This is a genomic window from Pseudomonas sp. MIL9, from assembly GCF_016887925.1.
GTDB lineage: Bacteria > Pseudomonadota > Gammaproteobacteria > Pseudomonadales > Pseudomonadaceae > Aquipseudomonas > Aquipseudomonas mohnii.
On record NZ_JAFEHE010000033.1, the window covers coordinates 1 to 13,843 of the forward strand.

The window sequence follows — 13,843 nt, forward strand, 5'->3', positions numbered from 1 at the left end:
TTATACATAGATGCAACCGGGTAGCAGTGTTCAAAAGCGGGTTGAAAGTGGGGGCGAGTCCATACATAGGAGCGAGCCTGCTCGCGATAGCGGTGGGTCGGTCGACATCCAAGTTGAATGTGCTATCGCCATCGCGAGCAGGCTCGCTCCCACAGGGGTTTGCGTTAGTCGTTATTGCTACGCAACTCCTCGATGCTGATCTCGCGCATCCGGAATTTCTGGACTTTGCCGGTCACCGTCATCGGAAACTCCTCGACGAACTTGAAGTAACGCGGTGTCTTGAAGTGCGCGATGCGCTCCTTGCACCAGGCTTGCAGTTCCTGCTCGGTCGCGCTGTGACCGGGGTGGAATTTGATCCAGGCAACAATCTCCTCGCCATAGCGCGAGCAAGGAATCCCGATCACCTGCACATCGGCCACGGCCGGGTGGGTGAAGAAGAACTCTTCCAGCTCCCGTGGGTAAATGTTCTCGCCGCCACGGATGATCATGTCCTTGTTGCGCCCGGCAATGCACACGTAACCCTCGTCGTTCATGCTCGCCAGGTCCCCGGTGTGCATCCAGCCCGCCTGATCGATTGCTTCGGCAGTGCCTTCGGGGTTGTTCCAGTAGCCGAGCATCACGCTGTAACCGCGGGTGCACAGTTCGCCGATGGTGCCGCGCGGCACCAGGTTGCCCGCCTCATCAATGATTTTGCTTTCCAGTTGCGGCTGGGTTCGGCCGACGGTGGTCACGCGCAACTCCAGGTCATCTGACGGCCCGGTCTGCAAGGACACCGGGCTGGTTTCCGTCATGCCGTAGGCAATCTGCACTTCGCTCATGTGCATTTCGCTGATGACCCGCCGCATCACCTCAATCGGACAGGTCGCGCCCGCCATGATCCCCGTGCGCAGGGTCGACAGATCGAAATCGTTGCGTTGAGGCTAATCGAGCATGGCGATGAACATGGTCGGCACGCCGTACAGCGCAGTGGCTTTCTCTTCGGCGACGGTGTTCAGGGTCAGCAGCGGATCGAAGGCGTCACTGGGGTAAATCATGGTGCTGCCGTGGGTGATACAACCCAGATTGCCCATGACCATGCCAAAGCAGTGATAGAGCGGCACCGGAATGACCAGGCGATCGGCGGCGGTCAGGCCAAGGCTTTCACCGACCATGTAACCGTTGTTGAGAATATTGTAGTGACTGAGGGTCGCGCCTTTGGGAAACCCGGTGGTACCGGAGGTGTACTGGATGTTCACCGCCTGGTCGAAATGCAGGCTGTCCTGGCGCTCGTGCAATTGCTCGACCGACACCCCGGCCGCCAGATCGCTCAGCTGCGACCAGGGCAGGAAACCGACGGGTGGCTGCGCATCAAGGCTGATGACGCCGCGTAACGCCGGCAAGCGATCACTCTGCAGCTTGCCAATGGATTGCTCCGCCAGTTCCGGCACCAGGCCTTGCAGCATGGCGTGGTAATTGGAGGACTTGAACGCCCCGGCACAGACCAGCCATTGGCAGCCGGATTGCTTCAACACGTATTCCAGTTCGGAACTGCGGTAGGCGGGGTTGATGTTGACCAGGATCACGCCGATCTTCGCGCTGGCGATCTGACTGATGCACCACTGAGCGCAATTCGGCGCCCAGATCCCCAGGCGGTCCCCGGTCTGCAGGCCCAGCGCCAGCAGGGCTCTGGCGTGCAGGTCCGCCGCGTCCGCCAATTGCCGCCAGGTGTAGCGCAGCTGTTGATGGCGCACGACCAGCGCCTCGCCGTCCGGGTACTGCGCGGCGGTGTTGTCGAACACCTGGCCAATGGTCATCGCCAGCAAGGCTTTGTCCTGGGAACCGCGGGTGTAGCTGCGCTGCGGATGTGCACTGGGTTGATCCATGACGACCCCTATTGTCTTTATTGTTGGTGCGCGGCATGTGTGGCGAGGGTGCTTGCTCCCTCGCCACAGAGTGCGACGCCAGTCTGTAAGAACAACTCTACTCTCGCTCAAGTTGACGTTAACGTAAAGGGCGATTGACAGCCATTCGTCACAGGCTTACGTTAACGTAAAGGTGAGAGCTGAATCACTGCCCTCCCCACCCAACAAAAAAGCCAAAAGGTGCCCCATGAGCTATCCATCCCTGAACTTTGCCCTCGGTGAAACCATCGACATGCTGCGCGATCAGGTTCAGTCCTTCGTCGCCAAAGAGATCGCCCCGCGCGCCGCTCAGATCGACATCGACAACCTGTTCCCCGCCGACCTGTGGCGCAAGTTCGGCGACATGGGCCTGCTGGGCATCACCGTGCCGGAAGAGTACGGCGGCGCTGGCCTGGGTTACCTGGCCCACGTGGTGGCCATGGAAGAAATCAGCCGCGGTTCGGCTTCGGTTGCGCTGTCCTACGGCGCGCACTCCAACCTCTGCGTCAATCAGATCAACCGCAATGGCAACCACGAGCAGAAATCCAAATACCTGCCGAAACTGATCAGCGGCGAGCACATCGGCGCCCTGGCGATGAGCGAACCGAACGCCGGCTCCGACGTGGTATCGATGAAGCTGCGCGCCGACAAGCGCGGCGATCACTACGTGCTCAATGGCAGCAAGACCTGGATCACCAACGGTCCGGACGCCAACACCTATGTGATTTACGCCAAGACCGACCTGGAAAAAGGCCCCCACGGCATCACCGCCTTCATTGTCGAACGCGACTGGAAAGGCTTCAGCCGCAGCAACAAATTCGACAAGCTCGGCATGCGCGGTTCGAACACTTGCGAACTGTTTTTCGATGACGTCGAAGTCCCGGAAGAAAACATCCTCGGCGTGCTCAACGGCGGCGTGAAAGTGCTGATGAGCGGCCTCGACTACGAGCGTGTGGTGCTCTCGGGTGGCCCGACCGGGATCATGCAGGCCTGCATGGACCTGATCGTGCCGTACATCCACGACCGCAAGCAGTTCGGCCAAAGCATCGGCGAATTCCAGCTGATCCAGGGCAAAGTGGCCGACATGTACACCCAGCTCAACGCCAGCCGCGCCTACCTGTACGCCGTGGCCCAGGCCTGCGAGCGCGGCGAAACCACGCGCAAGGACGCTGCGGGCGTGATCCTCTACAGCGCCGAACGCGCCACGCAAATGGCCCTCGACGCGATCCAGATCCTCGGCGGCAATGGCTACATCAACGAATTCCCGGCCGGTCGTCTGCTGCGTGACGCCAAGCTGTATGAAATCGGCGCCGGTACCAGTGAGATCCGTCGCATGCTCATCGGCCGCGAACTGTTCAACGAAACCCGCTAAACGGAGCTGTCCATGGCTATCCTGCATACCCAGCTCAACCCCCGTTCGGCGGAATTCGCCGCCAACAGCGCGGCGATGCTCAAACAGGTCGACGCCCTGCACACCCTGCTCGCCCAAGTGGCGCAAGGTGGCGGACCGAAAGCGCAAGAACGCCACACCTCGCGGGGCAAACTGCTGCCCCGTGAGCGCATCAATCGCCTGCTCGATCCAGGCTCGCCGTTTCTCGAAATCAGCCAATTGGCCGCCTACGGGGTTTATGGCGAAGACGTTCCCGCCGCTGGCGTGATCGCCGGGATCGGCCGTGTGGAAGGCGTCGAATGCATGATCGTCGCCAACGATGCCACCGTGAAAGGGGGCTCGTACTACCCGCTGACCGTGAAAAAGCACCTGCGCGCCCAAACCATCGCCCAGCAAAACCGCTTGCCGTGCATCTACCTGGTGGACTCCGGCGGCGCCAACCTGCCGCGCCAGGATGAAGTGTTTCCGGATCGCGAGCACTTCGGGCGGATCTTCTTCAACCAGGCCAACATGAGCGCCATGGGCATTCCGCAAATTGCCGTGGTCATGGGTTCCTGCACCGCTGGCGGCGCCTATGTCCCGGCGATGGCCGACGAAGCGATCATGGTCCGCGAGCAAGCGACGATCTTCCTCGCCGGCCCACCGCTGGTGAAAGCCGCGACCGGTGAAGTGGTCAGCGCCGAAGACCTGGGCGGGGCCGATGTGCACTGCAAGATCTCGGGCGTGGCCGACCATTACGCCGAGAGCGACGAGCACGCCCTCGCAATAGCGCGCCGCAGTGTGGCCAACCTCAACTGGCGCAAACAGGGCGAGGTTCAGCAACGCACACCGATCGCCCCGCTCTACAGCAGCGACGAGTTGTACGGCGTGGTCTCGGCCGATGCCAAGCAACCGTTCGACGTGCGCGAAGTGATTGCCCGGTTGGTGGACGGTTCGGTGTTCGACGAATTCAAGGCGCTGTTCGGGACCACACTGGTGTGCGGTTTCGCCTACCTGCACGGTTATCCGATCGCAATCCTCGCCAACAACGGGATCCTCTTCGCCGAAGCCGCGCAAAAAGGCGCGCACTTCGTCGAGCTGGCGTGCCAGCGCGGCATCCCGTTGCTGTTCCTGCAAAACATCACCGGCTTCATGGTCGGGCAGAAATACGAGGCCGGCGGTATCGCCAAGCACGGCGCAAAACTGGTGACCGCCGTGGCGTGCGCCAAAGTGCCGAAATTCACGGTGATCATCGGCGGCAGCTTCGGTGCCGGTAACTATGGGATGTGCGGCCGTGCTTATGACCCACGTTTCCTGTGGATGTGGCCGAACGCGCGCATCGGCGTGATGGGTGCCGAGCAGGCGGCTGGCGTGCTGGTGCAGGTCAAGCGCGAGCAAGCCGAGCGCAGTGGCCAGGCTTTCAGCGCCGAGCAGGAAGCCGAGATCAAGCAACCGATCCTCGACCAATACGAGGAACAGGGCCACCCCTACTATTCCAGCGCACGGCTGTGGGACGACGGCGTCATCGACCCGGCGCAGACCCGCGATGTCCTGGGCCTGGCCTTGTCCGCGTCGTTGAACGCGCCAATCGAACCGAGCCGCTTCGGCGTGTTCCGGATGTGATCCGACCCTGTAGGAGCGAGCTGGCTCGCGATGGACGTTAACGATAACGCGTGTGTTCCGGATAAACGCGTCGCCCTTCAGTCCATCGCGAGCAGGCTCGCTCCTGCAAGTGCCGTGGAGAATAAAAAATGAGCGACTTCAACACCCTCGAATTGCTGACCGACCCTCGGGGTTTCGCCACCCTGTGGCTCAGCCGCGAAGAGAAGAACAACGCGTTCAACGCCGAGATGATCCGCGAATTGATCCTCGCGCTGGACAAGGTATCGAACGACGCCAGCCTGCGTTTTCTACTGGTGCGTGGCCGCGGCAAGCATTTCAGCGCCGGAGCCGACCTGGCCTGGATGCAGCAATCGGCCGAACTCGATTACCACACCAACCTCGACGACGCCCGGGAACTGGCGGAGTTGATGTACAACCTCGCCAAACTGAAAGTGCCGACCCTGGCGGTGGTGCAAGGCGCCGCCTTTGGTGGCGCGCTGGGCCTGATCAGTTGCTGCGACATGGCCATCGGTGCCGATGACGCGCAATTCTGCCTGTCAGAAGTCCGCATCGGCCTGGCACCGGCGGTGATCAGCCCGTTCGTGGTGCAAGCCATCGGCGAACGGGCCACCCGACGTTATGCCTTGACCGCTGAACGCTTCGGCGGGCAACGGGCGCGGGAACTCGGTTTGTTGTCGGAGAGCTATCCGCTGATCGATCTGGAGCAAATGGTCGAACAGTGGATAGACAACCTGCTGCTCAACAGCCCCGCCGCCATGCGTGCCAGCAAGGATCTGCTGCGTGAAGTCGGCGATGGCTCGCTGAACCCGGCATTGCGTCGCTACACCGAGAACGCCATTGCCCGCATCCGCGTCAGCCCTGAAGGCCAGGAAGGCCTGCGCGCCTTTCTGCAAAAACGCCCGCCGAGCTGGCAGGCCGAAACCACCACCAAGGAGCCCCGTTGATGAGCGCACCTGTTATCACCTCTGTGCTGGTGGCCAACCGTGGCGAAATCGCTTGCCGGGTCATGCGTACCGCCAAGGCCCTGGGCCTGACCACCGTGGCCGTGCACAGCGCCACTGACCGTGACGCCCGCCACAGCCGCGAAGCCGATATTCGCGTCGACCTCGGTGGCAGCAAAGCCGCCGACAGCTACCTGCAAATCGACAAACTGATCGCCGCCGCCAAGGCCAGCGGCGCCCAGGCCATCCACCCCGGTTACGGCTTTCTGTCGGAAAACGCCGGGTTCGCCCGTGCGATCGAAGCGGCCGGCCTGATTTTCCTCGGCCCGCCCGCCTCGGCCATCGACGCCATGGGCAGCAAGTCGGCCGCCAAAGCCTTGATGGAAACCGCTGGCGTGCCGCTGGTGCCCGGTTATCACGGTGAAGCGCAAGACTTCGAGACCTTCCGCGCGGCCTGTGAGCGCATCGGTTACCCGGTGCTGCTCAAAGCCACGGCCGGTGGTGGCGGCAAGGGCATGAAAGTGGTCGAGGACGTCAGCCAACTGGCCGAAGCCCTGGCCTCGGCCCAGCGTGAAGCGCAATCGTCGTTTGGCGATTCGCGGATGCTGGTGGAGAAATACCTGCTCAAACCGCGCCACGTGGAAATCCAGGTGTTCGCCGATCAACACGGCAACTGCCTGTACCTCAACGAACGTGACTGCTCGATTCAGCGTCGCCACCAGAAAGTCGTCGAGGAAGCACCGGCACCAGGCCTGAGCCCGGAACTGCGGCGTGCCATGGGCGAAGCGGCCGTGCGCTCGGCCCAGGCCATCGGTTATGTCGGCGCCGGCACCGTGGAGTTTTTGCTGGATGCGCGCGGCGAGTTCTTCTTCATGGAGATGAACACGCGCCTGCAAGTCGAGCACCCGGTCACCGAAGCCATCACCGGCCTCGACCTGGTGGCCTGGCAGATTCGCGTCGCGCGCGGTGAAGCACTGCCCATGACCCAGGATCAGGTTCCGCTGATCGGCCATGCCATTGAAGTGCGGCTGTATGCCGAAGACCCGGGCAATGACTTCCTACCGGCGACCGGGCGCCTGGAGTTGTATCGTGAATCGGCCGAGGGACCGGGGCGTCGTGTCGACAGCGGCGTTGAGGAAGGCGATGAGGTTTCACCCTTCTACGACCCGATGCTCGGCAAGTTGATTGCCTGGGGCGAGGACCGTGAACAGGCACGGTTGCGCCTGCTGAGCATGCTCGATGAGTTCGCCATTGGCGGGCTCAAGACCAACATCAACTTCCTGCGTCGAATCATTGCCCATCCGGCGTTCGCCGCAGCGGAACTGGATACCGGGTTCATTCCGCGTTATCAGGAGCAACTATTGCCGGCGCCGGCGGCGCTCAGCGACGACTTCTGGCAAGCCGCCGCCCAGGCATTTGCCCAGAGCCAGCCTCGTTCACCGCGCTTCGATGACCCGAGTTCGCCTTGGGCCGACAGCAACGGTTTCCGCGCAGGATTGCCATCGGAAATCACCCTGCACTTGAGTTGCGAAGGCCAGGACCGCGCGCTGACGCTGGGCGCCATCAACGCCCAGGGCGCGCGACTCAAGGGTGAGCAATTGCTCACCGAGCACGACGGCGTGCGACGCCAGCATCGGACCATCCGCCGTGGTGAGCGGGTCTATCTGCAATGGGATGGCGAGTTGCGCCGCATCGAAGCCTATGACCCGATCAGCGCCGTCGAAGCCAGTCACAGCCATCAGGGCGGGCTGACCGCTCCCATGAACGGCAGCATCGTGCGAGTGCTGGTAGAGGCCGGGCAAACGGTCGAAGCCGGGGCGCAACTGGTGGTGCTCGAAGCGATGAAGATGGAGCACAGCATTCGTGCGCCACACGCCGGGGTGATCAAGGCGCTGTATTGCCAGGAAGGCGAGATGGTCAGCGAAGGCAGTGCGCTGGTCGAACTCGAAGAAGCGTGAAATGAAGATCGGTCCTGCGCCTTGCGAGGACCGATCCGGTCAGAACTTGGCTGTCGCCTGAACCACCACGCCGATGATTCGGCAGTCGTCGGTGTAGAGGGCTTTGGGATACGTCGGATTGAGCGGGACCAGGTAACGCTGCCCGCCCTCTTCGATCAGCTTGCGAAAGATCGCCTCGGCGCTGTCCGGCCATTGCGCGATGACCAGTTTGCCAGGCTCCACTGCCACGTCCGGGTCCACCAGAATCAACATGCCTTCGCCAATGCTCAGGCCACTGGGGGCGGTCATCGCGTCGCCGGTCACCGTCAGCCAGAATGCCGAGCCTTGGGCGTGGTAGTCCGACAATTCAAAACGGTACTGCGCCCGTTCTCCGTCGCGCACTTCAGCGGTTGCCTTCCAGTCACTGACCGGGTATCGAAAGTACGGATTGTACTTTTGCGTCAGGGAAACTTCGTCGTCCTTCGCGTCCGTGGTTTCGCGGATCACCAGCGCCACTTCCAAAAAGTCCATGCCGAGCGCCTTCAACACCCGATTCATGTTCTCGACACCCGGCTCGCGACGTTTATTCAGCCAATGGCCAATGCCGCCCTGGGACATCCCGAGGCGTTCAGCGAGTATTTCCTGAGTGACTTTGAGTTCACTCATCTTGGCCTTGACCAATTCGATCCATTTATCCATGGGCGGCACGATACTGGGGCAACTCCGGCCATCAAAACACAAATTGTAGTATTAAACCCATGGTCACAAATACAAATCGTACTAGGATGAGCTCACGGATCTGAACCTATCACGGAGCTTGCCATCACCATGACCCAACAACCGGCCAACGAACTGCCCGACATGCAAATCGACACCTCCCTCACCTCGCCCCAAGGCTCCGCCGCCGCCCAGCGGGCGCTGGACTACTACTTGAAGCCGGCGGTTTCAGAGCATGAGGTCGAGGAGCGCTTCTTTGATGTGAACCGCAACATCAGCAGTGAAGAGGCATTGGTCCATGCTTCCGATCTGCTGCGTTGTGCCGCAGCCATCGCCTACGAGTCAGCCAATCACCTGCAGGGCGCCAGTCGGGACCTGGCGTTTTCGGCAGTGCATATGATCGATATGGCCAAAGCCATGGTCACCCGCTCCCTGGAGGGGCACCAGAAAGCATAAGAGGAAGGCGCTGACAGAGGATCGGAAAGAACTTTCCGATGCCAAGACAAAAAAAGCTTGACCCTCAAACGAGAATGATTATTATTGCGTCATCTGGTCGCGAGATCAGTCGATGGATCAAGGGACCTCAGGTCGGACTTTTGGTCTATCTCCTCATCAGGCTAATCACGGTTTTTGACCCGGCTTATTGCCGGGTCTTTTTTTGCCCGTTTTCTGGCGATCTGGTCTTCAAGTGCCGCATACACGCACTGGCGCGGACGATATCAGAAGAATGTCCGCTGGCATGGGCAGCCCGGCATCATTGGGGCGAACCACCAAAAAATAGCACTTGAGAATCAATTCCACAGTCTCTAAGCTGCGACAGCGTCAAGGAAGACGCCCCCGTTTTACATCATCTGTCTGCCCCCCCCGTTCCTTGTCTCTGCGATGACCTGTCTTGCCGTCACCCTCAGGTTGAAGCGGGTATGCAGGCGAGGATGCAACACCCTCGCCCTCCTGACCTCAATACACCACGATATGCGAATCCGCCCGTAACGGGTCAGGCCGCACACCTCATGCCCACGGCGCCAAAGCGGGTTGAGATCGGGGCCGGCTATATAGAGGGGCAGGCTGCATGGAGCGCACCAAACGAAGAACGCGTAGAAATGCCCCCATTCTGCAACTCGATAGCCTCAAAACAGTGCTGGTGGTAACACGGATGATCGCTACGCTGAGAAGGAGCGCTTCGTGGCGGACACGGGCCCCGCAGGAAGGGTGAAACGTTTTTTCAGTCGCTCCTTACCCCCTTCTCTTGCGTGTAAAGTAGCCGCCATAAAATCTAAACAGGAACCCAACCGTGGCTAAATCCTCTCTCGACATCAGTGCCAACTTCGACAGCGGCAACATTGAAGTGCTGGACATCAGCAACCCGCTGCAGGCGCTGCTGGCCATCAAGCCCGACACCCGCAGCCAGCATTTTCAATGGTTCCACTTCAAAGCCAGTGGCCTGCACGTCGGACAGGAGCACTGGTTTCGCCTGAACAATGCCAGCAAGTCCTCTTACAACAAGGCTTGGGACGGTTATCAGGCGGTGGCGTCCTACGATCATGTGAACTGGTTTCGCGTACCGACCATCTTCGAAGGCGACTGCCTGCGTTTCAGTCTTGAAGCGACCCAGACCCACGCCTGGTTCGCCTACTTCGAACCCTACAGCCGTGGCCGTCACGACTGGTTGATCGAGCAGGCGCTGACCAAGGCCGGCACAGAACTGCTGGCCACCGGCAAGAGCGTCGAAGGTCGGGACATTCAGCTACTGCGCAAAGGCTCGGGCGCCGAAGGCCAGCGAAAGGTGTGGATGATCGCCCAGCAACATCCGGGCGAACACATGGCCGAGTGGTTCATGGAGGGCGTGATCGAACGTTTGGAAAAACACGATGATCCGGTACTGAACAAGCTGCTGGCCAGTGCCGACCTGTACCTGGTGCCGAACATGAACCCGGACGGCGCCTTCCACGGTCACCTGCGCACCAACGCCATGGGCCAGGACCTGAACCGCGCCTGGCAGAGCGCCAGCCCGGAAATCAGCCCGGAAGTCTTTTTCGTACAGCAGCAGATGGAAAAGTACGGCGTCGACCTGTTTCTCGACATTCACGGCGATGAAGAAATCCCCTACGTGTTCACCGCCGGCTGCGAAGGCAATCCAGGCTACACACCGCGAATCGAAAAACTGGAAGAGCACTTTCGCAATCATCTGAAGCACCTGACCAAGGACTTCCAGACCAAACATGGCTACACCCGCGACGAACCGGGCAAGGCCAACATGACGCTGGCGTGCAACAGCGTGGGTGAGAAATTCGATTGCCTGTCGCTGACCCTGGAAATGCCGTTCAAGGATAATGATGATCATCCGAACCCGCTGACGGGCTGGTCGGGCAAGCGGTCGAAGCAGTTGGGGAAAGATGTGTTGACCACGGTGGCCGAGATGGTTGATACGTTGCGCTGATCAACTCGTTGGCTGCATGCATTGCATGCAGCCATTCCACTTTTTATGAGTCATGTCACAGTAAAAATTATAATAGTTAATCAACAACTACATTACTGCGCTGAGAAACCACTCCAGCGGGACTTACCGCTTTAACATAGTAAATCCACTCTCTGCTACTTTTACTCGTGGTAAAGACCAACCCGGTGGTGTCGCCAATTTTAGTTCCTGATGGAATCATAGTATTCATTTTATAAATTTCATAACGGACGCTTGGTTGTGTTAAGGCTTGCCAGGCGAACGAAATAGAGGTGGCCGTTGAACCTGTTTTCCGAAATTCTGTTGGCGCCGGAGGTGGGCCATACTCGGGACGCCCACAGATGTAAGCCACTCGTCCTCCAACCACCCGCCGACCTCGTATATATTCGCCCTCTGGGCAAACGTAGGTGCGGTCAATATCGCCCGTGGGAGGTATATGGCTTGTATCTGGAATTAGCACGGGTGTGGAGTCCGACTGTATAAGACTTACGCAGATGATTCCCCTTAGGTTAAATGTAATTGCCTCCCCGGCTTGAACCTTATTATCGGGACACATCGACATAGCGCCAGAGATTCGTTCTGAGTCAGCAGGACGCAAGTTTTGACCTTGAAACTGAGGCGTCACACACCCGACAAAGTATTTTTCGCGAAGCGCTTCATACTTGTCGCCGGCCATCACCCCGCTGTTGCCCATGCATGACACAGTAAATGGATGTTCAAGAGGACCGAGCCATACGATAGTCTGGCTCACATTACTGGCCTCGGGGCTTGGCGCCAAAGACGGCACGGATTTCGACTGATTAACAGATGAACATCCCCCCACCAATACAGCTACTGAAACAACCCACAGTATATTCAGAGCGCACTTCGCATTCGTCCATCGTGTTAATCCAAACATGATCATATTCCTTCTTGTATCCAAATTATCTGAAGCCACACCGCTATTCACACAGCAGTTAAAAACCATTGGATCAGCATTTGTAAAAGAAAGAACCTGTCAAAAGTAACAGCGCCCTATATTTTATTTATACTGTTTGGCAATAAAAATCCCTAACGAACATTCACCTTGGCACCACCAACCAAAGTTACGTTTCGCTGATAATTTTTAATATCAAAAAAATCGCAGCCTCCGGCAGCTCAGGTATCCATATTCTTCTGAGCTGCCGGAGGCTTGGACTGCATTCGGAAGAGCTTTTTTCAAACTGCGACTAACCGCGATCCTTGCCCCGCAACATACTGTCCAGTACATCATCCCGACGCACCCAACCATGAAACAGCGCCGCAGCCAAATGCAGCAACACCGTCAAGAACAATAGATAAGCCAGATACCCGTGGGCCTTGCGCAGGAAGGCAAATACTTGCGCGTTGGCCGGCAGGATCGACGGCAATTGCAACGAACTGCTGAGCATCACCGGTTCGCCCGAGGCCGAAATCATCGCCCAGCCCAGCAGCGGCAATATCAACATCAGGGCGTACAGCAGCACGTGGGAGGCCTTGGCCGCCAGCGCTTGCCAACCCGGCAAATCCGCGGGTAACGGCGGCTGTTGCGTGGAGAACCGCACGAGCAGACGCACGATCACCAACAGCAGAATGGCGACGCCCAAGGGTTTGTGCAGGTGAATCAGCCATTCATGACGCTCGGACACCGAGGCCACCATGCCTGCGCCGATGAACAGCATGGCGATGATCATCAGCGCCATCAGCCAGTGCAGCAGTCGCGCCAGGGGAGCGAAATGGTTCGGTTGGGCGCTCATTGCTTGGCCTCCTGTTTGGCGGCGGGTAACTGGCTGACTTCGCTGGTGCGGCGCAGGTAGGAATTGGCGTAACCGGCCGAACGTGCGGCGAGCAACGGGTCGTCGGAACCTTCGATCCCGGCTGGCAATACCAACGGGTCGTAGTTGATGTCACGGCACTCGCCACTGAGCTGCGGCTGGGTGCTTTCAAGGACCAGGGTGCCGGCGTTCAGCACCTTGCGTCCGTCGGGCCAGGCCTTGCTCGCGTCGTTGACCGGGTCGCCGGGGTTGGCCAGGGTGATGTTCAATTGCCAACGCAACGGCCCTGCGGCGATGCGTTGAACCAGGTCTTTTTCCAGATAATCGCTGCCCTCCGGGGCCGTCGCGCCCGATGCATCTTGAGCCACCGGCACCATGCTCCAGCGCACCGCCTGCCGTTGTCCGGCGGCGTTCACCAGGTAAAACGCGTTGACGCTGTTGTAGGTTTCCGTCACGTAACTGGCCGACGGCTTGGCGGTCTTGATCCACGCCAGGAACGGTGCGGCTTCAGGGTGCGAGCCGAAGAACGCCGGCACCGCCGCCGGGTTCGGCTTGCCGGTGGCCGGGACTGGCGACTGGGCTTGTTGCAATTGATAGAACGCCTCGGGCGTGCCCACCGGGAACACCGGCATGCTGTTCATCCCGGTGCGCCACTGCTGGCCGTTGGCCTGGGTGAAGCGCAACGCCAGGCTGCGGATTGGCACGGCACTGTCCGGCGCATAGGGATTACCCGCCGGCAAGGCGAAACGCCCGACCACCGGGGTCCGCGCTTCGTTGAACACCTGTGCCGAGGAGTAACTGCGCGCTTCGCCGCTGCTCTCGAAATGGCCGATCACGCACACGCCTTTGGAGTGATTGCGCCGGAACCCTGGGTGCACGCCGTTGTTGGTTTCCAGCACATTGATCAGCTTTTTCGGCGTCAGCCGTTGTGGGTCGAGGGTGCCGTTGACGTAGGCAAACGCCCCAGCCACAACAGCGACGACCACGGCAATGCCGGCCAGGCGCATCATCAGGCTCGCGGTACTCAGGGGTGGCCGGGTGGGCGGTGTTGATCGATCTACCATGAAGGACTCCAGGGCCATCGGCCACAAGTGAGAAGAACCAGACAGACGATCCCCCCGAGGGTTTATTCCATCGCTCGGTATTTAT

The 13,843-nt window shown here is 59.8% G+C and carries 11 protein-coding genes and 1 pseudogene; 7 read left to right on the forward strand and 5 right to left on the reverse strand.

Features of this window, described 5'->3' with window-relative positions; genetic code table 11:
• Nucleotides 1-164 precede the first annotated feature (164 nt).
• Nucleotides 165-1,862, reverse strand: a pseudogene (locus JQF37_RS28605) (AMP-binding protein).
• Nucleotides 1,863-2,088: 226 nt separating this feature from the next.
• Between JQF37_RS28605 and JQF37_RS28610 the strand changes: the two are divergent.
• The 4 genes from JQF37_RS28610 (at nucleotide 2,089) to JQF37_RS28625 (ending at nucleotide 7,771) form a co-directional block, all read left to right on the forward strand.
• Nucleotides 2,089-3,252, forward strand: coding sequence for an isovaleryl-CoA dehydrogenase (locus JQF37_RS28610; RefSeq protein ID WP_008031893.1), 1,164 nt, complete (start codon nucleotides 2,089-2,091; stop codon nucleotides 3,250-3,252).
• A gap of 12 nt (nucleotides 3,253-3,264) precedes the next feature.
• Nucleotides 3,265-4,872, forward strand: coding sequence for a carboxyl transferase domain-containing protein (locus tag JQF37_RS28615; RefSeq protein WP_130207645.1), 1,608 nt, complete (start codon nucleotides 3,265-3,267; stop codon nucleotides 4,870-4,872).
• A 128-nt stretch (nucleotides 4,873-5,000) separates the two neighbouring features.
• Nucleotides 5,001-5,816, forward strand: a complete 816-nt coding sequence (locus tag JQF37_RS28620; protein ID WP_130207647.1) for a gamma-carboxygeranoyl-CoA hydratase — start codon at nucleotides 5,001-5,003, stop codon at nucleotides 5,814-5,816.
• Nucleotides 5,816-7,771: an acetyl/propionyl/methylcrotonyl-CoA carboxylase subunit alpha gene (locus tag JQF37_RS28625; RefSeq protein WP_130207649.1), complete on the forward strand. Its 1,956-nt coding sequence runs from the start codon at nucleotides 5,816-5,818 to the stop codon at nucleotides 7,769-7,771. The genes JQF37_RS28620 and JQF37_RS28625 overlap by 1 nt, the downstream gene beginning before the upstream one ends.
• Nucleotides 7,772-7,810: 39 nt before the next feature.
• Here the strand turns inward: JQF37_RS28625 and JQF37_RS28630 are convergent, their stop codons facing one another.
• The gene (locus JQF37_RS28630) at nucleotides 7,811-8,449 is read right to left on the reverse strand and encodes an XRE family transcriptional regulator (RefSeq protein WP_130207651.1); all 639 of its coding nucleotides are present in this window, start codon (nucleotides 8,447-8,449) and stop codon (nucleotides 7,811-7,813) included.
• A 129-nt stretch (nucleotides 8,450-8,578) separates the two neighbouring features.
• Between JQF37_RS28630 and JQF37_RS28635 the strand changes: the two genes are divergently transcribed.
• From JQF37_RS28635 to JQF37_RS28645, 3 genes are all read left to right on the forward strand, one after another.
• Nucleotides 8,579-8,923 carry a DUF3077 domain-containing protein gene (locus JQF37_RS28635; protein WP_130207653.1) on the forward strand — a complete coding sequence of 115 codons (345 nt, stop codon included), beginning with the start codon at nucleotides 8,579-8,581 and terminating at the stop codon, nucleotides 8,921-8,923.
• A gap of 38 nt (nucleotides 8,924-8,961) precedes the next feature.
• Nucleotides 8,962-9,255 (forward strand): hypothetical protein, encoded by a 294-nt coding sequence (locus JQF37_RS28640; RefSeq protein WP_130207655.1) that lies wholly within the window; start codon nucleotides 8,962-8,964, stop codon nucleotides 9,253-9,255.
• 503 nt (nucleotides 9,256-9,758) lie between these two features.
• The gene (locus tag JQF37_RS28645) at nucleotides 9,759-10,904 is read left to right on the forward strand and encodes a M14-type cytosolic carboxypeptidase (protein ID WP_130207657.1); all 1,146 of its coding nucleotides are present in this window, start codon (nucleotides 9,759-9,761) and stop codon (nucleotides 10,902-10,904) included.
• A 76-nt stretch (nucleotides 10,905-10,980) separates the two neighbouring features.
• Here the strand turns inward: JQF37_RS28645 and JQF37_RS28650 are convergent, their stop codons facing one another.
• From JQF37_RS28650 to JQF37_RS28660, 3 genes are all read right to left on the reverse strand, one after another.
• The gene (locus JQF37_RS28650; protein ID WP_130207689.1) at nucleotides 10,981-11,820 is read right to left on the reverse strand and encodes a hypothetical protein; all 840 of its coding nucleotides are present in this window, start codon (nucleotides 11,818-11,820) and stop codon (nucleotides 10,981-10,983) included.
• Between the two features lie 310 nt (nucleotides 11,821-12,130).
• Nucleotides 12,131-12,676, reverse strand: coding sequence for a cytochrome b (locus JQF37_RS28655; RefSeq protein WP_130207691.1), 546 nt, complete (start codon nucleotides 12,674-12,676; stop codon nucleotides 12,131-12,133).
• Nucleotides 12,673-13,758 (reverse strand): catalase family peroxidase, encoded by a 1,086-nt coding sequence (locus JQF37_RS28660; protein ID WP_130207693.1) that lies wholly within the window; start codon nucleotides 13,756-13,758, stop codon nucleotides 12,673-12,675. The genes JQF37_RS28655 and JQF37_RS28660 overlap by 4 nt, the downstream gene beginning before the upstream one ends.
• Between the last annotated feature and the right edge of the window lie 85 nt (nucleotides 13,759-13,843).